Below are 22,587 nucleotides of genomic sequence, written 5' to 3' on the forward strand. Positions count from 1 at the left end.
CCTCGATCTTCATCGCAAGTCAGATCTGGGTATCTTGGAGAGAGGCCGATTTGAAAAAGGGTAAGAAAAAGAACAAGTTTGCTAATAATGAAGCATAAGAAAGCCATACTATAAGGAAACAGGAAAAAACCGCGGGGCTGCCCGCGGTTTTTTTTTTTGCGGATGAAGGGGTGTCAGCAATTATTGATATGAAGATTAGAGTAGATGCACAGGCGACGGCAGAAGACAACATTTTATATCCACCGTTTCATGAAATAGATACAGCGGATGTAATGGAGAAGGATAGTCCAATTTTGCATTAAACAATAGTTGCCCCATTTTTCCCCTCTCTAGTATAATGAACAAGTGTTTAAGGAGAGGTGGGAGAAAACTTTGGTAAAATCGAAGACCCGCTGGAAAATGGAAGAGGTTAATCAGGAACTTGCTCTGCGATTGCAGCAGCAATTACATATTTCTCCATTGCTTGCCCAATTGCTTGTTGGACGCGGCATTGAAACCGCGGATGAAGCAGAGAAATTCCTTGGGGGAGGCATGCAGGATTTTTATGATCCGTTCTTGCTTGACGGTATGGAGACTGCGGTTAAACGCATCAGGCAAGCCATTGACAATGACGAATCCATTCTCATCTATGGGGACTACGATGCAGACGGGGTAACGAGTACAAGCATCATGATTCATACGATGCGCATGGCGGGCGCGACGTTCCAATATTATATCCCCAATCGCTTTACGGAAGGCTATGGTTTGAATGAAGGCGCATTAGTGAAAGCAGCGGAAAACGGCTTTTCGGTCGTGATTACAGTGGATACCGGTATCAGTGCCGTAAAAGAAGCAGAGCTTGCAAAAGAAATGGGACTTGATTTAATTATTACGGATCATCATGAGCCACCGGAGACAATACCGGCTGCATACGCTGTGGTAAACCCGAAAAAGCCTGATTGTCCATATCCGTTTAAAATGCTGGCCGGAGCCGGGGTAGCGTTCAAATTTGCACATGCGTTGCTAGGAGAGCTTCCGCATCACCTGCTTGAAATTGCGGCGATCGGAACGATTGCTGACCTCGTAGCCTTAGTGGATGAGAATCGCCTCATTGCTAAGCTGGGACTCAAGGCGCTAGAGCACTCGGTCAACCCGGGCGTCCAGGCCTTGAAGAAAGTGTGTGGGATTGAAGGAAAGGTCTCTGCTTATCATATTGGCTTCGGCATGGGGCCACGCATCAATGCTACAGGACGGCTGGAGACGGCAGATCGTGCTGTTAAAATGTTCATAACAAGCGATTATGAAGATGCGGAGCGATATGCATGGGAATTGGACGAGCTAAACAAGGAGCGCCAGGAGCTGGTGGAAGCGATTGCAGCTGAAGCCGAGGAATTGGTGCTGACTATGCCGGAAGAGGAAAGGGATGTACTTGTAGTAGCCAAGGAGGGCTGGAATGAAGGGGTGATTGGAATTGTCGCATCCCGTCTTGTAGAAAAATTCTACCGTCCGACAATTGTGTTGAGTATTAACACAGAACATGCGAAAGCAAAAGGATCGGCGCGCAGCATTGCGGGCTTCAATATGTATGAAGCCTTGACAACGTGCGCTGACATTTTACCTCACTATGGCGGACATCCGATGGCAGCGGGAATGACCCTTGCAGAAGCGGATGTGTCTGAACTGCGTCGTCGTTTAAACGAATTGGCAAGAGCTTGGCTGACAAGTGACGATTATATCCCTATTACGAAAGTAGATGCTATTTGTACGCTGCCAGAAGCCAATCTGGAGACTATCGAGCAACTGGAGAAACTGGCCCCGTTTGGCCTTGGCAATCCCAGCCCGAAAATCCTGATTGAAGGTGTGGAGATTGCGGATTTGCGTATCATAGGCAAGGATGAGAATCATATCAAGTGCCAGTTTCGCCAGGATGGCGTCACATTGGACGGAATCGGATTTAAAATGGCAGACATCGCAGCGGAATTATCGCCACGCGATGAGGCGAATGTGGTAGGGGAGCTGGCGGTGAATGAATGGAACAATCAACGCAAAGCTCAATTCGTGTTAAAAGACGTAACCGTGCCCGGTCTTCAGGTGTTTGACTGGCGTGGCACACGCAGCAAACTGGAGAAGCTGGCCGCTCTGGATGGCGAGGCATCGGTGCGCATTGTCTCTTTTCGTCCGCAGGGGCAGCGTCAGCTAGAGCAACAGGTGCAGAAATGGCTTACTCTTCAATTAGAGCCGAATCCGGAGATACGCCAGCTTGTGTTATATGATTTGCCGCGATCCTATAAAGAACTGGAAGATACGCTGAGTGTGCATCCTGAATTGGAGCGGCTGTACTGTCTGTTCGGTGAGGAGCCGAATGCGCTGTCGTCTTTACCTTCACGTGAGCAATTTAAAGAAGTGTACAAAACCGTATATCTGCATAAATCGTTGTTACGCAAAGATATTCCATTGCTTGCACAGGCGAAAAAGCTGACTCCATCGGCTGTCCTATTCATATTGGAAGTGTTCCATGACCTTGATTTTCTTAAGAAGGATGAGCAGAGTTACCAGCTATCGCAGATGAAGCAGAAACGGGATTTGACCGAATCGATTGTTTATCAGCGGCAGAAGGAAGCACTGGAGCTAGAAACGGAACTTTTATATTCCTCATATCAATCATTGCGTGCGTTTTTAAAGCGATTTACGCTGCAGGACGCCGGAACAAAGGAGAAGATTTATCATGGATTTTAAGGAAAAGATTCGAGTTATTCTCGATTATCCGCAAGAAGGCGTTCGGTTTAAAGATATTACAACGCTGCTAGCCGACGGACCGGCCTACCGTGCAGCGATTGAGCGAATGGTTGAATTTGCACAGGAGAAAAAACCGGATATTATCGTAGGGCCTGAAGCGCGAGGTTTTGTGGTAGGATGTCCGCTTGCTGTACAGATGGGAGTGGGCTTTGCACCGGTACGTAAGAAAGGCAAACTACCGTATGAAACCATACAAGCTGAGTATTCCCTCGAATATGGAAAAGATGCGCTTGCAATGCATAAGGATGCTATCAAACCGGGACAACGTGTACTGATTGCTGATGATCTGTTGGCGACAGGAGGTACCATCAAGACAACGATTGACCTTGTGCAAAAGCTGGGCGGCGAAATTGTAGGTTTAGCTTTTCTGATTGAGCTTACGTATCTGAACGGACGTGAAAAGCTAGGTTCAGATAGCGATGTTTTCACGCTCATCCAATATTGAACAAATATTTTCAAAATCCTTCCTTGCTTGTCTTTCTTGGAAGGATTTTTTTATTGTAATATATGCCGTACGAACACGCCCCCTTTACTTTCCCTTATAATTCACAGATAATAAAAGGTAATATTCTAGGGGAGTGACAAAGGAGATAGTGTCATGAGCATCGAAACGGCGATTGAGACTGCAATCGATCAGGTCATAGAAAAAGCGAAAAAGTATCTGCCGGAAAAAGACGTTGAATTTCTTCTTGGGGCATATGAGTTCGCACGTAAAGCCCACGAAGGACAGGTACGGAAATCTGGAGAGCCGTATATTATCCACCCAATCGCTGTAGCAGGCATCCTTATTGATTTGCAGATGGACGCAGTCACGATCGCGGCGGCATTTATGCATGATGTGGTCGAAGATACAGATGTGACCAGAGAAGGGATTGCCGACGCATTCGGAACGGAAGTTGCCAATCTGGTGGAAGGGGTTACAAAACTCGGCCGTATTAAATTTAAATCGAAAGAGCAGCAGCAAGCAGAGAATCACCGTAAAATGTTTCTTGCTATGGCAAAGGATTTGCGTGTGATGCTCATTAAACTCGCTGACAGGCTGCACAATATGCGGACGCTGAAACATCTTTCGGAAGCTAAGCAACGGCAAATCTCAGACGAAACGCTGGAAATTTTTGCCCCGCTTGCCCATCGGCTTGGGATCGCTTCTATCAAATGGGAGATGGAAGATACTGGGCTTCGCTACATTAATCCGCAACAATATTACCGCATTGTCAATTTAATGAAAAAGAAGCGGGCAGAACGTGAGAAGTTTATTGAGGGCGTCATTGAAACCATGCAGGAAAAGCTGCAGGAAATCCATATTAAGGCAGAGATTTCAGGTCGACCAAAGCACATTTATAGCATCTATCGCAAAATGGTCAAGCAGAACAAAGAATTTAATGAAATTTATGATTTGCTGGCGGTGCGGATTATTGTTGATGATATTCGTGACTGCTATGCAGCGCTTGGAGTCGTCCATACATTATGGAAGCCGATGCCAGGCCGTTTCAAGGATTATATCGCGATGCCGAAAGCGAATATGTACCAATCTTTGCACACAACAGTAATCGGACCAAACGGAGAACCATTGGAAGTGCAGATTCGTACGGCCGAGATGCACCGCATTGCTGAGTACGGGATCGCGGCACACTGGGCCTACAAGGAAGGCACAAAGGTCGGGGACGAAGGCAGCTTTGAAACAAAGCTTTCCTGGTTTCGTGAAATTCTTGAATGGCAGCAGGACACAAAAGACGCTCAGGAGTTCATGGAGTCCCTGAAAATGGACCTGTTTGCTGATCTCGTTTTTGTATTTACCCCGAAGGGAGATGTAGTTGAACTGCCTAAGGGATCAGTTCCGCTGGATTTTGCGTATCGTATTCATTCCGAAGTCGGAAACCGTACGATTGGTGCAAAGGTCAACGGAAAAATCGTCCCGCTGGATCATCAGTTAAAAACAGGAGATATTATCGAAGTGCTGACGTCCAAGCATAGCTATGGACCGAGCCGTGATTGGTTAAAAATCACCAAGTCGTCTCATGCACGGAATAAGATTAAACAGTGGTTCAAGAAAGAAAAACGGGAAGAGAACGTAGCCAAGGGCCGTGAATCGGTAGAAAATGAACTTCGCAGGAATAACTTCGAGCCGAAAGAAGTGATGTTACCTGACAATTTGCAGGAGGTAGCCAGCAAGTTCAACTTCCAGGGCGAAGAAGATATGTTTGCTGCAGTCGGATATGGTGGTATTACCGGGGCGCAGATTGCCACTCGTCTGACTGACAAACTACGCAAAGAACGGGAAGAGCAAATGTCCAACGTTACAGAGGTTAGGCATGAGCCTCCGCGACGTAGGCGGCCGGATAATGGAGTAAGCGTAAGAGGAATAGATAACTTGCTTATCCGCTTCTCTCGCTGCTGTAATCCAGTGCCAGGAGATGATATAGTCGGTTTCATCACGCGTGGGCGGGGCGTCTCGGTTCACCGGCAGGACTGCCTGAACCTGCAATCCTGTAGTGAAGAAGATCGAGCCCGGCTCATTCCGGTAGAATGGGATGCCGACCTGAAGCATGAATATAATGTTGACATTGAGATTACCGGTCATGACAGAAGCGGTTTGCTTAATGAGGTATTGGCGACTGTTGCTGATACGAAAACAAACATTACGGCCGTATCCGGTAAATCGGATAAGAATCGTGTGGCAAAAATTAATATGACCATAGCGATTCAGAACCTGGATCATCTGCACAAGGTAGTGGAGCGAATCAAAAAAATTCGCGACGTTTATTCCGTACACCGGGTGATGAATACGTAGAAGGGGTTGTCGTATAGTGCGTGTAGTTGTTCAACGTTCCAAACAAGCATCCGTTACGGTACATGGTGAAATGACCGGGAAAATTGATAGCGGGCTCGTTTTGCTAGTAGGCATTACCCATAGCGATACGAAAGACGATGCGGAATATGTGGCGGAGAAAATCGCCAACCTGCGGATTTTCGAAGACGGGGACGGGAAAATGAATCGCTCGGTAAAAGATGTGGATGGCGCGATTCTTTCCGTATCACAATTTACGCTTTATGGGGATACGCGCAAAGGCAGACGCCCCAGCTTTGTGGATGCCGCTCGTCCTGAGCAAGCAGAACCGCTGTATGATTTTTTCAATGAAAAGCTGCGAGAGCAAGGATTGAGGGTAGAGACTGGCATATTCGGCGCCATGATGGAAGTTGCTCTGGTGAATGACGGACCGGTAACGTTACTTATCGAGAGCAAGTCTTAGGAAAAAAATGCTTCGGAACTGTTTAATTGAATGAATCGGACTTTAACAGGCAGCCATTCCCCACCTAACGCTTCTTTTGCCTCTGAAGCCTGGAGGTGGGGGGACTGTCCGTTGAACGTGGGATCAAAGATATATTGGAAAGTATTCGACGAACCCAATGCCTCGCAGTAAATATTTCACGCTTATCTCTAACAGGTTCATCCGCTTTCTCCTCTTATTGCTTGAATCCCAATATAATCACAATGAAACAGAAAAAAGCCTCCTTCCACCCATCTCTCCCTTTGCTAGAGCTGGAAGAAGGAGGGGGTTATGTAACCGCAACTTTACGAACAATCGTTTACTTTATTTTTCTGCAGCAATATACGAATGCCGGCAATACATTCATTGGAACAAACTCCAGGCTAATATCTCCGAACCGCTCTGCCAGCTGTTTTTTCATTTGGAGCGAGAATTGAAACGCGACGAATGTTCCACCGGGTTTTAGTGCTCGTTCAACTTCATCCATAATCTCATCACGCAATTTTTGCGAAAAATTCGTAAATGGAAGGCCGGAAAGTATGTAATCAAATTGATTGATTCCATATTGTTTCATCGCTGAGGAGATGTCACAGGCATCATGATGATAGTACAATCCGGGATAGAGATGTTCAAGACGTTTGCGCATGTTGCGATCCTGCTCGAATACAACTACTTTACAATCAGGTAAGCGCAATCGATCGATTTGTTTGGTAAATACTCCGGTTCCGGCGCCGAGCTCAGCTATGTGCTTGGCAGAATTCCAGTCAACCGGTTTTACCATGGCTTTGGCGAGAAAGCGGGAGCTTGGGGTTACGCTTCCGATGTTACGTGGTGAACGCAAGAATTTTGTTAAAAACATCAGTTTTTCCATAGACACTACTCCTTCTCCATTGTCTCGTCCACATGATTTTCCTTTTAATAGTAACAAAACTTGCAAGTAAATGGAAACGGGGAGCAAGGTAATTTTATATATACGATTCGGATTTTAAAGTAGCCAAAGCGGATATGATAAAGTGAACCTTCAATCAGTAGGGCTTTTTCATACTTGACCCTCTTCATGTACTCGGCTACACTCGTAACGGAAAGTGCTAAACGAAGGAGTTATTTCATGAACATACAGGTAAATGGCTTGGAGGAAAGTTTCCACCGATCCGTAGAACATATTATCCGTCTTTTTTTTGAAGAGGTACAGGTTACATTTGAAAAGGATGCGAAGGCTGATATTGTCATCGAGTTCTGTCTGGATGACGATAAGGAGCTGCGTGCAAGTGTGTGTTTGATGAATACAAGTACCGATCAAACATATGAGTCTTCCTATATGCGTGTGGTTCCTGATAGAAAGGATGCAAAGGAATGGCGAAAAAAGGCCAAACAAATAATCAATCATCCGCTGCTAAATGTACTGGAACGGTATACAGGCATTGAGCAACCCTGGGGGATTCTTACCGGCATTCGCCCTACAAAGCTTTTACACGGTAAAATTCGGCAAAAAGTGCCACATGAGCAAGCGCGCCAGGAATTGAAGGAAGATTACTTGATTCATGAGAGCAAAATTGAACTGATGCAGCAAATTGCTGATCGCCAATTGGCTATGGTGCCAGATTTGTATGACTTGCGGCATGAGGTTAGCCTGTATATCGGCATTCCTTTCTGTCCAACCAAATGTGCATACTGCACATTTCCAGCCTATGCAATTGGTGGAAAACAGGGGTCTGTCGATTCATTTCTAGGTGGTTTGCATTATGAGATGAGAGAGATTGGTCGTTGGCTGAAGGAGAACAATATCGGCATTACGACCATTTATTTTGGTGGCGGTACGCCAACAAGCATTACGGCGGAAGAAATGGACATGCTGTATGAAGAGATGTATACGTCGTTTCCTAATATGGATAAAGTACGTGAGATTACAGTGGAAGCAGGTCGGCCTGATACAATTACACCGGAGAAGCTGGCCGTGCTTACGAAGTGGAACATCGATCGCATCAGCATTAATCCCCAATCATACATCGAAGAAACATTGAAAGCGATCGGTCGGCATCATACGGTACAGGAGACAGTCGATAAATTTCATTTGGCACGCGGGGCGGGCATGAATAATATTAATATGGATTTAATTATTGGATTGCCCGGGGAAGGTGTGCCAGAGTTTGAATATACATTGAAGGAAACAGAGAAGCTGATGCCGGAATCCGTTACTGTTCATACGCTCTCTTTTAAACGAGCTTCGGAGATGACACGCAACAAGGAGAAATATCGTGTAGCAACCCGTGAGGAAATAGGAGAAATGATGAAATTGGCGGAGGCTTGGACGAAGGCACACAATTATGTGCCGTATTACTTGTATCGCCAAAAGAATATTCTTGGTAACTTGGAGAATGTTGGCTATGCCAAGCCAGGCCAGGAGAGCCTGTATAACATTATGATTATGGAAGAGGTCCAGTCCATTGTAGGACTGGGATGCGGAGCCGCCAGCAAGTGGGTAGACCCTATTACCGGCAGCATTTCTCGTTTTGCTAATCCAAAAGAGCCAAAGGCGTATAACGATAACTATAAGCATTATACCGAAGCAAAAATTGCAGCGCTTAATGAGCTCTTTTCTTTGTATAAGGCTTGACAATTAATGTCGAAACGCGTAATATAAAACACAATTGTGACAAATGAAAATAGATCTGATGAAGGGCATAAAGTAATCAGGAAGCAATGCCGCACAGAGAGGAATGCCATTGGCTGGAAGCATTCTCGACAGTTCTTGATGAAAGACAACCCTGAAGACCAGTGGAAACACATGGCGTTTACCCTCGTTACGGGATTAATAAGTGGGATAATCATATCCAAATAGGGTGGTACCACGGGAATTGTGAACCAATCTCTCGTCCCTGACGACTGTGTCAGTGGCGGGGGATTTTTTAATTGGATAAGAAAATAGATGTTGCTGTAAAGAAGGCTATCTACTTTCTTCCGATATGTATTGCCTGAAAAAACTCGCCGTTTTTTCTTATTTACGGACTAAATATCCGGAACAAATTCTAACATTAGGAGGTCCGAACATGATTCAGGTTCCACGAGGAACGGCTGATATTCTGCCTGGAGAAGTCGAGCTATGGCAGTATATCGAAGATAAAGCGCGTGACATTTGCCGCCGCTACAATTATTTAGAGATCCGTACACCGATTTTTGAGCATACAGAGCTGTTCCACCGCGGCGTTGGTGAAACGACCGACATTGTGGAGAAGGAGATGTATACGTTCGAAGACCGGGGCGGACGCAGTCTGACGCTACGCCCGGAATGCACCGCCTCTACCGTTCGCTCTTATGTTGAGAACAAAATGTTCGGCTTGCCCCAGCAGCCGACCAAATTGTACTACATAGGTCCGATGTTCCGCTATGAGCGACCGCAGGCGGGGAGAATGCGCCAGTTTACCCAGTTCGGTGTGGAGGCGATTGGCAGCAATCATCCGTCCATCGATGCGGAAACGATTGCGCTAGCGATGCGATTTTATGAAGAGCTTGGGCTAAAGAATCTGCATGTTGAGTTGAATAGCCTAGGGGATGCACAAAGCCGCAAAGCGCACCGAGATGCGTTAATTCGCCATTTTGAGCCGCATATCCACGAATTTTGCTCGGATTGTCAGTCACGTCTGGAACGCAATCCGCTACGCATTCTTGATTGTAAGAAAGATGCGGACAAGGAACTGATGAAAAGCGCACCGGTCATTTTAGACTACCTGAATGAAGAATCAAGCGCATACTTTACGAAAGTAAAAAAGCATCTTGACGATTTAGGTATCGCGTATGAAATAAATCCGAATCTTGTGCGGGGCCTTGATTATTATACGCACACAGCATTTGAAATTATGGAACGCGGCATTGGAGCGGTAAGCACCATTTGCGGCGGCGGACGCTACAACGGTCTTGTCAAAGAGATTGGCGGCAATGATATGCCGGGCATCGGTTTCGCCATGAGTATTGAGCGTGTTCTGCTTGCATTGAAAACGCAAGGTGTGGAATTGCCGGTAGATCGTTCGCTTGATTGTTTTATTGTCGGTCTTGGGGAAGCAGCGGAGGAAAAGGCGTTTTTGCTGTTAGATCAGCTTCGGCGTCAGGGAATGACTGCGGATAAAGATTTCCTTGGCAGGAAGATGAAAGCACAGCTAAAGGCTGCTGATCGGCTGCAGGCGAAAACTGTGGCCATTATTGGAGAAGATGAGCTGGCACGAGGAATAGTCGTGCTGAAAAACATGGAGACAGGCAACCAGCAGGAAATCGTTTTTGATCAGGTGGCAGAAACGGTTCAAACGATGGTTCAAAAAGACAAGTAAGGAAGGCAGGAAGAGAGATGGAATTCAAACAACGCAGTGTATTTTGCGGTACGCTCCGCAAATCTGATGTAGGCAGCGAGGTTACACTAAATGGTTGGGTGCAAAAGCGCCGTGATCTGGGGGGAGTTATTTTCGTTGATCTGCGTGACCGTAGCGGTCTTGTGCAGGTTGTATTCAACCCGGAAATTAATGCGGAAGCGCACGCAATTGGTGATAAAGTACGCACAGAATATGTTATTAGTGTAAAAGGGAAAGTCGTAGAGCGCGATCCAGAAACAGTAAATCCGAACATGCTAACAGGTGAAATCGAGGTACAGGTAAGCGAAATCGAGATTATCAACCAGGCGAAAACACCGCCATTCTTTATTGAAGACGACATTGATGTAGATGAGCAGGTGCGCCTGAAATACCGCTATTTGGACCTGCGCCGTCCTGAAATGTACCGTACAATGGCTCTACGCCACAAGGTAACGAAGCTGTTCCGCGATTATCTGGACGGACACGATTTCCTTGAGGTGGAAACGCCGATGCTAATTAAGAGCTCGCCGGAAGGGGCACGCGATTATCTTGTTCCAAGCCGTGTGAATCCGGGAGAGTTCTTTGCGCTGCCGCAATCACCGCAAATCTTCAAGCAGCTCTTAATGGTAGCGGGTTATGAGCGCTATTTCCAAATCGTTCGCTGCTTCCGTGATGAAGATCTGCGTGCTGATCGTCAACCGGAATTCACTCAGGTCGATATTGAGACATCGTTCCTTAACATGGAAGATTTGCTTGCCATGATGGAAGAGATGATGGCGAAACTGTGCAAAGAAGTACTGGATGTAACGATTGAGACGCCGTTCCAGCGCCTGACGTATGCAGAAGCGATGAACCGTTATGGTTCAGACAAGCCGGATCTGCGCTTCGGCATGGAGCTTGTGGATATTGGTGATATCGCTGAGAATTGCGGCTTCCAAGTATTCAACAGCGTAGTGAAAAAAGGCGGTCAAGTAAAAGGTATCAACGTAAAGGGATGCGCACATTATTCCCGCAAAGATGTGGATGAGCTAATGAAATTCGCAGCCCGCTACGGTGCAAAAGGACTTGCATGGATGGCATTTAAAGATGATGAAATAAAAGGGCCGATCGCAAAATTCTTCACTGAAGAAGAAGTCGCCACAATAAAAGATCGCATGCAGGTAGAAAACAATGATTTGTTGCTCTTCGTAGCGGATAAACCGAAGGTCGTAGCGGATTCCTTGGGCGCATTGCGCTTGAAATTCGGTAAAGAGCTTGGCCTTATTGATGAAAGCAAATTTGCGTTCGCATGGGTTGTAGACTTCCCTCTGGTAGAATGGGATGAAGATGCGAAACGCTATGTGGCGCTGCACCATCCGTTCACCCGTCCGCGTCCGGAGGATATCCATCTGTTTGATACAGATCCGGGTCAAATCCGTGCTCAGGCATATGATATGGTGCTTAATGGCTTCGAAATCGGGGGCGGAAGCATGCGGATTTACAAGCGTGATGTACAGGAAAAAATGTTCAAAGCGCTTGGACTTGGTCAGGAGGAAGTTCAGGAGAAGTTCGGTTATCTGCTTGACGCGTTCGAATATGGGACGCCTCCGCATGGCGGCATTGCGTTCGGTCTTGACCGCATTATTATGATTCTGGCTGGCCGTAGTAGTTTGCGTGACACAATCGCATTCCCGAAAACAGCGAGTGCGCGTGATGTTATGTCAAATGCGCCAAGTTCGGTTGATGATAAACAGCTGGAAGAATTATCAATACGCGTCGTTATGCCGAAGAAATCGGATGAGAAGTAAGTTACTTGGTAATTATTAGTAAAAATTGGGCCGAATGTACCTCTTGAAATCGTTTTCAAGATTGTGTAATATAAAAACACGATAAGTTTAGAACCCTGCGATGTACGTGAGATGCCGTTTGTTTTGTACCAACACTAACAAAACGGGAACTCGGAGTCCTGTCACAGCGCAAAAGCCGCCCTGTCTTGAGCGGACCTGCAAAGTGCCGGGCAGAGCTCCCACCTGCGAGAGCAGGTTCAAAACACTGGCATCACGGCATTACCGGGGTTCTTCACTCCTATTATGCAATTAATACCAAGGCCCGCAGATTTGAATTTCTGCGGGTTTTTTCAATGGATAAAAAGGCTTTTTTAGCAAAAAAGGGTACATAATTGGAAGAAGTGTTTTTATTTTAAATTCCACATAAAAAGGAGAAGGTTATGCTGCACCAATTTTCACGCACAGAACTTGCGGTCGGCCGCGAGGGAATCGAACTGTTTAAGAATAGCACTGTGGCCGTATTAGGTGTCGGCGGAGTCGGATCGTTTACGGTCGAATCGCTTGCCCGTACTGGCGTTGGAAAGCTTATTCTCATTGACAAAGACGATGTAGACATCACAAACTGTAATCGTCAGCTCCCGGCAACATTGGAGACGGTCGGACAGCAGAAAGTTGAAATTATGAAGCAGCGTATTGCGACGATTAATCCGGAATGTGAAGTCGTTACGCTTAAAATGTTCTATAATGATGAAACGTATGAACAGCTTTTCGAACATAAGCTTGATTATGTAGCAGATGCAATGGATACGATTTCCGCCAAACTGCACTTGATTTTACAATGCCGGGAGCGAGGTATTCCGCTTATTAGCAGCATGGGAGCAGCTAATAAGCTTGATCCTACGCGTTTTCAGGTAGCGGATCTGTTCGATACGTCGTACGATCCGATCGCTAAGGTGCTGCGCCGTGAGCTGCGTAAGAAAGGCATTAAGAAAGGGATTAAGGTTGTATATTCGACAGAAGCCCCTATTTTGGCACGCGAAGAAGTGCTGCAGGATGTCGTACAAAATCCTGATTCCCCGATTCGCAAAGCGACGCGCCCTCCAGCTAGTGTAGCGTTTGTGCCGTCAGTTGCCGGCCTTATCATGACAAGCGTTATTGTGCGTGATTTGCTGGAAAAGGCGGGAATTGAAGTGTTGCGTGACGACTAGTCAATCTGTAATCCAAAAGCATAAGCAAAGGATGCTGATTCAATATGGCATCCTTTACTTATGCTTATTTATCTACTATAATTACTAAGATTTAGGTATATGCTCGGAAAGAAGGAGGCCGGCGTATGGATTTGTTCTCTTATATTGATGAAGAAGAACGGGAGCGTGGCCAAAGTAGGCACCAGCCGCTCGCAGATCGGATGCGTCCGCGTACATTGGATGAGCTTGTCGGTCAGACGCATATTCTTGGCGAGGGAAAATTGCTGCGCCGAGCGATCGAAGCGGATCAAATTTCTTCGCTAATTTTCCATGGCCCTCCGGGAACCGGCAAAACGACGCTGGCCCGTATCATTGCCCGTACAACGAAGACACATTTTACCGATATTAATGCGGTAACAGCAGGTGTGGCCGATATTCGACGGGTCGTGGACGAGGCTAAGCAGCGCCGCGAGATGTACGGACAGGGAACTACATTGTTTGTAGATGAAATTCACCGATTCAATAAAGCACAACAGGATGCGTTACTTCCGTATGTAGAAGATGGAACAATACGGCTTATTGGCGCAACGACGGAGAATCCTTTCTTTGAAGTGAATGCAGCGCTGTTATCCCGTTCCCAATTGTTTCAATTGCAAGCGCTTAGTATAGAAGAATTAAGCGGGGTGATTGATAGGGCACTAGGAGACAAAGAACGTGGATATGGAGAATTACCTGTTACGATTGAGGATGCGGCACGCAGCCATTTAATTCGTTATGCGGAAGGCGATAGCCGTCGTCTGTTAAATGCACTGGAACTTGCTGTTGCCACCACCCCAAGAAGTAAAGATGGGGAGGTACGTATCACACTTGATGTGGCAGTTGATTCCATTCAACGGCGTGCAGTACGATATGATAAGACGGGAGATAATCATTATGATACGATTTCCGCCTTTATTAAATCGATTCGTGGTTCTGATCCAGATGCAGCTTTATACTGGCTGGCCCGCATGATTGATGCGGGGGAAGATCCACGCTTTATTGCACGGAGACTCGTTATTGCCGCATCAGAAGATATAGGCAATGGTGATCCGCGAGCGCTTCAGGTTGCGGTAGCTGCCTTTCAGGCACTGGAATTGGTAGGAATGCCGGAAGGTCGCATTCCGCTGGCTCATGCCACTACATATCTTGCGTCTGCGCCGAAGAGTAATGCCGCTTATACAGGCATTAATCAAGCACTGCGATATGTACGACAGCACGGGCACGGTGCTGTTCCCCTGCATCTTAGGGATATGCATTATAAAGGAGCGGAAAATCTTGGACATGGAGAAGGCTATCTATATCCACACGATTATCCGAATGCATACGTAAAGCAACCATATTTGCCTCAGGAAGTAAAGGAAGCATTTTATAAGCCGAAAGAAATCGGCTATGAACGGCACATGAAGGAGTATCTGCAAAAGATAAGAAAAGAAAAATAAAGAAGCGAGGGATTTGTTTGAAAATATCAACCAAAGGCCGTTACGGCCTGACGATTATGATGGAGTTAGCCAACCGGTACGGTGAAGGGCAGATGTCGTTGAAAGCAATCGCACAAAAGCATGATTTATCCGAGCACTATTTGGAGCAATTGGTTGCTCCTCTACGCAATGCTGGTCTAGTTAAAAGCATTCGCGGAGCCTATGGCGGATATATTCTGGCCCATCCGCCGCAAGAAATTACGGCAGGGGATGTCATCCGTGTTCTGGAGGGGCCGATTAGTCCGGTGGAATTTGAGGAAGAGGAAGATCCGGCGAAACGCGATCTTTGGATGCGTATCAGGGATAGCATTAGCGGAGTTCTTGATTCTACTACATTGGAGGACTTAATCACCTATAAGGAAGAAGGCAAGTCTGATTCGTATATGTTTTATATTTAAGTATCCTATGAGCGGTAAGGAGTAGGAAGATATGCAAGAAATTTATTTGGATCATGCGGCGACTACACCTGTCCATCCAGAAGTGCTCAGGACGATGCTTCCGTACTATCAGGATATGCACGGTAATCCTTCGAGTATGCACCGCTATGGTCAACGAACGCGACATGTTGTAGATGAAGCTCGGTCTGTTATCGCTCGCTGCCTGAACGCAGAACCGGGCGAAATCATATTTACGAGCGGCGGTACTGAAGCGGACAATATGGCATTGGTTGGAATTATGGAAGCTAATCAGAGCAAAGGCAAGCATCTTATTACAAGCCAAATCGAGCATCATGCTGTGCTGCATACGTGCGAGCATCTGGAATCACTTGGCTATGAGGTTACGTATCTACCGGTGGATGAAACAGGCCGCGTCGCTGTCGAAGATGTGGAGCGGGCAATCCGCCCAGAGACGGTATTAATTAGCATCATGTTCGGCAACAATGAAGTTGGTACATTGCAACATGTCGGCAAAATGGGTAAGCTGGCTCAGGAGAAAGGTGTTTATTTCCACACGGATGCGGTACAAGCATTTGGCATCGAAGAGATAGATGTGAAGCGTCTGCACATTGATTTATTGTCCGTTTCAGCGCATAAAATCAATGGACCAAAAGGCATCGGTGCATTGTACGTTCGGCACGGGATCAAGATTGCACCTTATTTGTATGGTGGCAATCAGGAGAAAAAGCGCCGTGCAGGCACGGAGAACGTGCCAGGAATCGCTGGATTCGCCCGTGCGGCCGAGCTGGCGATGGAGACCCGCACGGAACGTCGTGACCATTACAAAATGCTGCGCAATATTATGCTTGATGTATGGAATAAGCAAGGCGTAGAATATGTTATTAATGGACATCCGGAATTGTATATGCCTCATGTTTTAAATGTCAGTTTCCCTGGAATAAAGACAGATGCCATGCTTATGCATCTTGATCTAGCAGGGATTGCCGCTGCAAGCGGCTCGGCATGTACATCGGGTTCACTGGAGATTTCGCATGTGCTACGTGCTATGAACTTGCCGGACAAGCGTCTGGAGTCGGCAATTCGCTTTAGTTTCGGGTATGGCAACACGGAGGAACAGGTAAGGGAAGCAGCAGAACGCATCGGGCATATTTTGATGCGAGACAGCGTCAAAAGATAACAAATGAGAGGTAAGAAGCGGAAACTGATGGAGAGCAAGGTATAAGCCTTATTCTGTATCTTTTTCTGCATTTCACCTCTTTTTTGTTTTTAAAAACAGGGAATAGGAATGTTCTGTGATGATAAAGTTTTTTTGGTATAGTAAAAGAAGTTGTCTGAAATATAGGGAAAGAGGTGCATATGTTTGCGTAAAGCGGCGGAAGATTACAATGATTCGGGGCTACAGGAGCTAGCTCAAGGAAATTTTGAAGAAGCGTTGAATTTATTCGAGAAAGCGATAAAGGAAGACAATACATATGCAAAGCCATACTGCAATATCGGTAACATTCTTGCTGCCACCGGGCATGAGAACGATGCTATACAATGGTTTGCCCGTGCGACCCAATTGGAACCCGGGCTGGAGCTAGCATATTATGGGATGGGTAATTCGTATTTTAATGTGGGTAATTACGAATCAGCCCGTGTCTCGTTTGAGAAAGCCAGAGAACATGGCATGGAGCATCATGATTTGGAATTTATGATTGCGATGTCGTACATGCAGTCGGAGAAACTAGAGAAGGCGATTGAGCATTTTGATGCCTGCCTGATGGAACGACCGGATGATATAGAAGCCTGTTTCAACAAAGGAATGACATATGCCCGGATGGGAAGAATCGAAGCGGCGCGGGATGTATTCTTACAAACACTTGAGCTTGAGCCGGAGCATGATGATGCACTGTACAATTTGGGTGTTGCCTATGCATTCCTTGAGCAAATGGACGAGGCCAGACAGCAATTTGAAAAAGCCGTTTCCATTAACCCAGGCCATATTCTGGCACAGAACGCGCTAACAGAGTTGACCAAGTCGGAATAAGGATTCCCTGGCATCCTTTAGACAGCATATCCCCCTTGATTTGCCCCATACTAAAGGATATGGAAGGAGATGAGCGTCATGCAGCGGGTACGCGACGTCATTGGACTTCCCGTCATTGAATTGGATCGGGGCAAAGAGGTGGGCTATGTCCATGATCTTCTGTTTAATGAACATAAGCAATGGGCCGGTATTCTGTTAGGAGAAAAAGGATTTCTCAAACAGGGCACATATATCCCGGCAAAAGCGGTTTGTGCGATTGGCACGGATTGTGTATCGATAGCCGATCAGCAGGCGATTGTATCGTTTTCAACCTTTCCTCCTGGCTGGATGAGTATCCAGACCGGTTCTTCCCCGATACAGGGAAAAGCGTTCGTGACAGCAGAAGGTGAACATCTGGGGATTGTGGAAGATGTTTACTTTCGGACAGGATCGGGCAAGATAGTAGGGTATGAATTGTCCAATGGGATTCTGTCGGATATTATCGACGGACGCACCGTTGTTCCAAGCACGGAACGTTTAAAAATGGGTGAAGATACGGTCATTGTCTCCGGGCCGGAGTAGAATGGCCCTTCCGCCTGCAGAGAGGAAGAGATGATGATGAATTGTTGCCTGAACTGCCAATCCAAGGATATCGGTAAAATCGGTACCAATCAGTACTATTGCTGGAACTGCTGTATTGAATTCACGGCTTCAGGGGATAAGGTGTCTTCAGTCTTTCAAGTAGAGGAAGACGGAACGCTTCATTCGCTGAACGATTTGTTTTTTGATGATTGTCCCCCACCTTTTGAGACCAATATGTAAGGAGATGGGTTCGGTGAAGCGTTCGCTTTGGATGGGGGCGGCCATTATGGCCGCAATTGGAATTGTACGGATGATGCGTCAGGGCACAGGTCGTAGAAAATGGAACGGTCGCACGGGAATAGGAAAGCGTATGCTGCGCAATGTACGCATGACAGGCATACTGAACATTCCTTCACGCTATATAGCCGGTTTCGGCAGTCGGATGTTCCGCAGAATGGCGCGGTAAAGATAGATAGAGGAAAAGGCAAAAAAGACATGGAGCAGTCTCCCGGAAAAATGGCGGGCTGCTCTTTTTTTGATCGTATCACTTGAAAAACTCGCGGGGTGTATGGCATGGTGGGTGAAAAAGACCGAGCGGCAATGCCCGCGAGTTTTTCTTAATGAATGTCTAGGTTTTGAATCTCAATGTTTCCTGATAAGTTTTAGAGGCTAATTGTGACAATGTATCAGTGCTGCTGGACATTTCTTCTGCCGCTTGACTTTGGTCTCGAACGGAGGCAGATACCTCACGCAGTCCGCTTGATGTTTCCTGACTGACGGCAGCGATAAATTGGATACGTTCATGCAGGCTTTCTACGAGATACTGAATTTCTTTTTGCATACGTCCCATTTTTTCCATTTCTTCCTTTGTGTGTTCGGTTTTCTCTACAATATTTTCAAGCGCATGTCCACCCTGATGAATCATTGCGATCTGCTGCTGTACTTGTTCGGCGTTCATTTCCATAGAGCGTACCGTTATGGCTGTTTCATTTTGTACATGTGTTACAAGGTCTACAATCTCATGTGAGGCTCGAGAAGCTTCCTCCGCTAATTTGCGTACCTCCTCGGCGACCACAGCAAAGCCCCTCCCATGTTGTCCTGCCCTTGCTGCTTCAATTGCTGCATTCAAGGCCAGAAGGTTTGTTTGGTCAGAGATGGTTGAGATCATGTGGACAATGTTACCGATTTCCTCTGAACGCTTGCCAAGCTTCTGAATGGTTTCTGTAGCAAAAACGACAGTTTGCGCCACGATGTCCAGATGCTGGATCGCCTCATTGACTGCATTCGCCCCTTCTCTCGCAGCCTGCCTGGTCTCTTCCGCTACAGTTAATGCCTGTGAAGCGGCAAGGGTTGTCTCATTCACCTTATGATGCGCTTCACTCATCTCTTGGTGCACATGCGAGACAGCTTCTGCCTGCTCTCCAATGTTTTCTGCAATTTGTTGTACTGTATGTGCTACCTGTGAGGCGGAGGCTCCTGTTTCTTCCGCCGCTGCGGCGAGCTGCTCGGAAGTGGAGGATACTTCTTCCGCCGAATGTTGCATCGTGGCTACCAGATTGCGCAGGTCGTCAGTCATTTGATTGAAGCCGTGAGCTAACTGCCCCAGTTCATCCTCTCTTTCCACATGAACCTGTGCTGTTAAATCTCCTTGAGCGGCATTTTGAAAGCTCTTCTGTACACGCTGTATGGGACGTACAAGCATTTGTTTCATGAGCACGGAAAGGATACACATGAGAATGAGGAAGGACAGAAGCGAAACCGTCAGAATGACATAACGAGTCTGCCAGATGGCCGCGTATGCTTCTTTACTTTCAAGTGTAATAGCCACAATCCAACCTGTTTGTTCAACAGGATGAAACGAAGTTAGCTGTTGTTTTCCTTCAGACGTATATTCCATTTGCCCTTTTTGGGTTTGAAGCATGGACGGGCCGAAGCTTTGTTTGTTTATGTTCAATTTTGCCACATATTCTTTGACAGGGTGGGCTAGCACAAGTCCAGATTTGTTAACAAGATAAGCATAACCCGACTGTCCAATTTTTATCTGGTTAATATATGAGCCTATGGCCTCCAGTTTTATTGCGGCAATTAGAAAGCTTTTTCCGTCATTAATGGGCTCAGCCAAATAAAATAACGGATGTCCGTCTTCGCCGTAATGTACATCATTAATCGTTCCTTTACCTTTATTTCTTACTGCATCCAGTATAGACTGTTCTGGAAATGTTTTACCAATCATATAGCCGTTTGATCCGGCGATAATCCGACCTTCGGGAAGAACAACATACAACGCTCCGTATTCCGGCTGGTTGTGTGTAATCGAAGTAAGGAAACGTCCTGCTTCAAATGCACGATCTGGACGTGAATCAATCGCTTTAATAACAGGAAACTGAGCCAGTTGGAACAGTGAACGCTGCTTGTCCGACAGATCCTTTCCGACGAGAATCGCAGCTTCTGTAGAGGCCTGCTCCATGCCACGCAGGGCAGCGGCCCGTAAGGATTGGGTAACGCTATGATCTACGAAAAAGTATAATGTCGCGAAAGCTCCGATAATGACTAAGGTCAGTACCATCATCACTCGCTTTTGGAGCGTCATTCTTCGTCTCATGGGATACCGACCTTAGTATTCAAGGATGGAAAAACCTGTAGCAGGCTCCATTTTACACGTTAGAATGGCGGTAGATACATCTGGATAGATGGAAAGTACACGATCTAACTTGGAGAAGTGCAGAAGCTTGTACCAGGATGTATTGCCGGCGACCAATTTGCTTTCTTTTTTCCGTATATGACATGTTTTACAGAATGAGAAAAGAATACCCAGTCCTGTACTATCTATACTTTCTAAGCGCGATACATCCAGAATGTAGTGATGTTGTTCTTCAGTAATGAAGGATAATAACTCTTTGGAGATGTGACGTGAATTTTCGTAGTTCATTTCACCCTCAAGAGAGATGATTCGATAACCCTGTTTCATTGTAGATAACATCTTTATTCTCCTTTTTTTGGAACTTGAGAACTAGTATGTTTTTATCATACCGATCGAATTTTGGTTGAATATTAATTCATTATGAAGTTTTGGTTAAAGTGGGAAGAATCAACGTTTGATATTCTTTTTCTGTTTTCGCACATACTACAAATACAAATGCTATGTATGAGCGGAAGTGAATAAGATGGAAAGAATAACGAGAACGAACTGGTTATATTTCATGATTGTCATATTGCTTTCTTTGCTGCTTATTTTTCTCCTTGGAAAAGTAAGTGTGTTTTTTCTCGGGATTATTAAGATTATGAAGAAAGTGCTGACACCGTTCTTTTTTGCACTCATTATCGCGTATCTTCTAAATCCGGTTGTAAATTTTTTAACGAATCGTCATTTTCCAAGGGGCTTGGCCGTATTTCTTATCTATACGATTTTCTTTCTATTCCTGCTTTTTCTTATTGTAAATACCGGTCCGGTGTTAATGCGGGAATACAAAGAGCTTTCAGCCAAATTTCCGGAGATGGTCAGCACGTATCGCAATTGGATTGGGCAGATTCGCATTCAACAGGCGCAGACTCCATTTTTGCTGCATGGAGGACTTACGACGGGAATTCAGCGAATGGAAACCATGCTAACCAATTATGTAAATGGTCTGTTCACCGGAATGGATGATTGGATGGAGAGAATTCTGCTGGTGCTGCTTATTCCGTTTATCGTGTTTTATATGCTCAAAGATATGAAGCCGATGCAAAAAGGGGCTCTTCTGCTGGTGCCAGCCAAACATCGTACTACGGTTCGACGCATGCTGCATGATATTAATATGGCGCTCGGTCATTATGTGCGCGGCCAGCTTATCGTATGCGTAGTGGTTTTTGGCCTGGCATATATCAGTTATTTTTTCATTGGACTACCGTATGCCATCGTGTTTGCTGTATTTATTGCAGTGATGAATGTTATTCCGTATATTGGTCCGGTATTTGGTGCTGCGCCTGCTATTTTATTTGCACTGACTGTTTCATGGAAGATGGCTCTATATGTTTTAATTATTAATGCAATCATTCAGGTGCTTGAGAGCAATATTGTATCGCCATTCATTGTCGGCAAGTCTCTACATATGCATCCGCTGCTCATTATTGTATCTGTTATGGTCGGCGGCGAGCTCGCTGGAGTCGCAGGATTAATTTTTGCCGTGCCGATTGTGGCAAGCCTAAAAGTTGTTGTGCAGCATATCATTATTCATACGGTACGAAAAACGGAATGGCAGGATGAGGGTTAATTGACAGCAAAGATGGTAAATCTGTATAATAAATAGTACTGCACACAATTTCATTATGAGCAATTCGTTGAAGGAATAAGTAGGCGGAAGTCCTTGTACAGAGAGAAGATTCCTTGGTTGAGAGAATCTTTACAAGAAGAGCTGCTGAACGCTACTCCTGAGAGCAGGATAGTCAGAACCCTGCCGGGCACTATTGGCCCGTTATCCGTAAAACAAGGCGATCCGCATAGTTCTTTTGCGGATAAGCAGGGTGGTACCGCGTGAGAAGATAAACTCTCGTCCCTGAATGAACAGATTCCGGGAGCGGGAGTTTTTTTGTATGAAAGATGTGAAGGCTGGAAGCTTGACTCTATACATCTAAATACTTGATAAATCGACATGCATTTTTTCGATGTCGAGATATCAAACATGATTTATATAGAGAGATTATTCCGGCTCCTTACTTCTGAAATATATATTTATTATCACGCCTGTTGATTATCCATAAGGTGGAGGAAA

The 22,587-nt window shown here is 45.9% G+C and carries 20 protein-coding genes, 1 other RNA gene and 2 other annotated features; of the genes, 18 read left to right on the top strand and 3 right to left on the bottom strand.

Translation table 11 applies throughout. From position 1 onward, the window contains the following. Positions 1-170 precede the first annotated feature (170 nt). From HMPREF0083_RS29765 to dtd, 5 genes are all read left to right on the top strand, one after another. Positions 171-302: a hypothetical protein gene (locus tag HMPREF0083_RS29765; RefSeq protein WP_262360678.1), complete on the top strand. Its 132-nt coding sequence runs from the start codon at positions 171-173 to the stop codon at positions 300-302. 70 nt (positions 303-372) lie between these two features. Then, a complete protein-coding gene (gene recJ, locus HMPREF0083_RS12965; protein ID WP_040302687.1) occupies positions 373-2,715 on the top strand; it encodes a single-stranded-DNA-specific exonuclease RecJ in 2,343 nt (780 codons plus the stop codon). Further along, the gene (locus tag HMPREF0083_RS12970) at positions 2,705-3,220 is read left to right on the top strand and encodes an adenine phosphoribosyltransferase (protein ID WP_021621874.1); all 516 of its coding nucleotides are present in this window, start codon (positions 2,705-2,707) and stop codon (positions 3,218-3,220) included. The genes recJ and HMPREF0083_RS12970 overlap by 11 nt, the downstream gene beginning before the upstream one ends. A 153-nt stretch (positions 3,221-3,373) precedes the next feature. Next, complete coding sequence (locus tag HMPREF0083_RS12975) at positions 3,374-5,566, top strand: RelA/SpoT family protein (RefSeq protein ID WP_021621876.1); 2,193 nt, start codon at positions 3,374-3,376, stop codon at positions 5,564-5,566. Between the two features lie 16 nt (positions 5,567-5,582). Next, positions 5,583-6,026, top strand: a complete 444-nt coding sequence (gene dtd, locus HMPREF0083_RS12980) for a D-aminoacyl-tRNA deacylase (RefSeq protein ID WP_021621877.1) — start codon at positions 5,583-5,585, stop codon at positions 6,024-6,026. A gap of 337 nt (positions 6,027-6,363) precedes the next feature. On the opposite strand, the gene HMPREF0083_RS12985 is transcribed toward dtd, so the two are convergent. After that, positions 6,364-6,915, bottom strand: a complete 552-nt coding sequence (locus tag HMPREF0083_RS12985; RefSeq protein WP_021621878.1) for a class I SAM-dependent methyltransferase — start codon at positions 6,913-6,915, stop codon at positions 6,364-6,366. A gap of 237 nt (positions 6,916-7,152) precedes the next feature. Between HMPREF0083_RS12985 and HMPREF0083_RS12990 the strand changes: the two genes are divergently transcribed. The 12 genes from HMPREF0083_RS12990 to HMPREF0083_RS13040 all read left to right on the top strand — a co-directional run bounded on the left by HMPREF0083_RS12990 (position 7,153) and on the right by HMPREF0083_RS13040 (position 18,305). Continuing rightward, on the top strand, positions 7,153-8,658 hold the full coding sequence (locus HMPREF0083_RS12990) for a coproporphyrinogen III oxidase (RefSeq protein ID WP_040302688.1): 1,506 nt from the start codon (positions 7,153-7,155) through the stop codon (positions 8,656-8,658). A gap of 49 nt (positions 8,659-8,707) precedes the next feature. Then, positions 8,708-8,925, top strand: a binding site (T-box leader). Positions 8,926-9,091: 166 nt separating this feature from the next. Next, positions 9,092-10,363 carry a histidine--tRNA ligase gene (gene hisS, locus HMPREF0083_RS12995; RefSeq protein WP_040302689.1) on the top strand — a complete coding sequence of 424 codons (1,272 nt, stop codon included), beginning with the start codon at positions 9,092-9,094 and terminating at the stop codon, positions 10,361-10,363. Between the two features lie 17 nt (positions 10,364-10,380). Beyond that, complete coding sequence (gene aspS, locus HMPREF0083_RS13000) at positions 10,381-12,168, top strand: aspartate--tRNA ligase (protein WP_021621882.1); 1,788 nt, start codon at positions 10,381-10,383, stop codon at positions 12,166-12,168. Between the two features lie 89 nt (positions 12,169-12,257). After that, positions 12,258-12,440: non-coding RNA, 6S RNA (ssrS, locus tag HMPREF0083_RS27240), on the top strand. A gap of 147 nt (positions 12,441-12,587) precedes the next feature. After that, entirely contained in the window at positions 12,588-13,355 is a 768-nt protein-coding gene (locus HMPREF0083_RS13005) for a tRNA threonylcarbamoyladenosine dehydratase (protein ID WP_021621883.1), read from the top strand. A gap of 125 nt (positions 13,356-13,480) precedes the next feature. Then, a complete protein-coding gene (locus HMPREF0083_RS13010) occupies positions 13,481-14,812 on the top strand; it encodes an AAA family ATPase (RefSeq protein ID WP_021621884.1) in 1,332 nt (443 codons plus the stop codon). Positions 14,813-14,829: 17 nt separating this feature from the next. Next, complete coding sequence (cymR, locus tag HMPREF0083_RS13015; protein ID WP_040302691.1) at positions 14,830-15,249, top strand: cysteine metabolism transcriptional regulator CymR; 420 nt, start codon at positions 14,830-14,832, stop codon at positions 15,247-15,249. 31 nt (positions 15,250-15,280) lie between these two features. Further along, the gene (locus HMPREF0083_RS13020) at positions 15,281-16,426 is read left to right on the top strand and encodes a cysteine desulfurase family protein (RefSeq protein WP_021621886.1); all 1,146 of its coding nucleotides are present in this window, start codon (positions 15,281-15,283) and stop codon (positions 16,424-16,426) included. 183 nt (positions 16,427-16,609) lie between these two features. Further along, on the top strand, positions 16,610-17,278 hold the full coding sequence (locus HMPREF0083_RS13025; RefSeq protein ID WP_021621887.1) for a tetratricopeptide repeat protein: 669 nt from the start codon (positions 16,610-16,612) through the stop codon (positions 17,276-17,278). 78 nt (positions 17,279-17,356) lie between these two features. Then, complete coding sequence (locus tag HMPREF0083_RS13030) at positions 17,357-17,839, top strand: PRC-barrel domain-containing protein (protein WP_040302693.1); 483 nt, start codon at positions 17,357-17,359, stop codon at positions 17,837-17,839. Between the two features lie 36 nt (positions 17,840-17,875). After that, a complete protein-coding gene (locus tag HMPREF0083_RS13035; protein WP_040302695.1) occupies positions 17,876-18,079 on the top strand; it encodes a hypothetical protein in 204 nt (67 codons plus the stop codon). A gap of 13 nt (positions 18,080-18,092) precedes the next feature. After that, positions 18,093-18,305: a hypothetical protein gene (locus HMPREF0083_RS13040; protein WP_040302696.1), complete on the top strand. Its 213-nt coding sequence runs from the start codon at positions 18,093-18,095 to the stop codon at positions 18,303-18,305. Between the two features lie 162 nt (positions 18,306-18,467). Here the strand turns inward: HMPREF0083_RS13040 and HMPREF0083_RS13045 are convergent, their stop codons facing one another. Beyond that, positions 18,468-20,441 (bottom strand): methyl-accepting chemotaxis protein, encoded by a 1,974-nt coding sequence (locus HMPREF0083_RS13045; protein WP_081696072.1) that lies wholly within the window; start codon positions 20,439-20,441, stop codon positions 18,468-18,470. 12 nt (positions 20,442-20,453) lie between these two features. Next, positions 20,454-20,819 carry an STAS domain-containing protein gene (locus tag HMPREF0083_RS13050; RefSeq protein WP_040302698.1) on the bottom strand — a complete coding sequence of 122 codons (366 nt, stop codon included), beginning with the start codon at positions 20,817-20,819 and terminating at the stop codon, positions 20,454-20,456. A gap of 184 nt (positions 20,820-21,003) precedes the next feature. Here HMPREF0083_RS13050 and HMPREF0083_RS13055 point away from each other — a divergent pair, with 184 nt between their 5' ends. After that, a complete protein-coding gene (locus tag HMPREF0083_RS13055; RefSeq protein WP_021621893.1) occupies positions 21,004-22,089 on the top strand; it encodes an AI-2E family transporter in 1,086 nt (361 codons plus the stop codon). Positions 22,090-22,147: 58 nt separating this feature from the next. Continuing rightward, positions 22,148-22,376: a binding site (T-box leader), on the top strand. Positions 22,377-22,587 lie beyond the last annotated feature (211 nt).

The organism is Aneurinibacillus aneurinilyticus ATCC 12856, from assembly GCF_000466385.1.
Classification (GTDB): domain Bacteria; phylum Bacillota; class Bacilli; order Aneurinibacillales; family Aneurinibacillaceae; genus Aneurinibacillus; species Aneurinibacillus aneurinilyticus.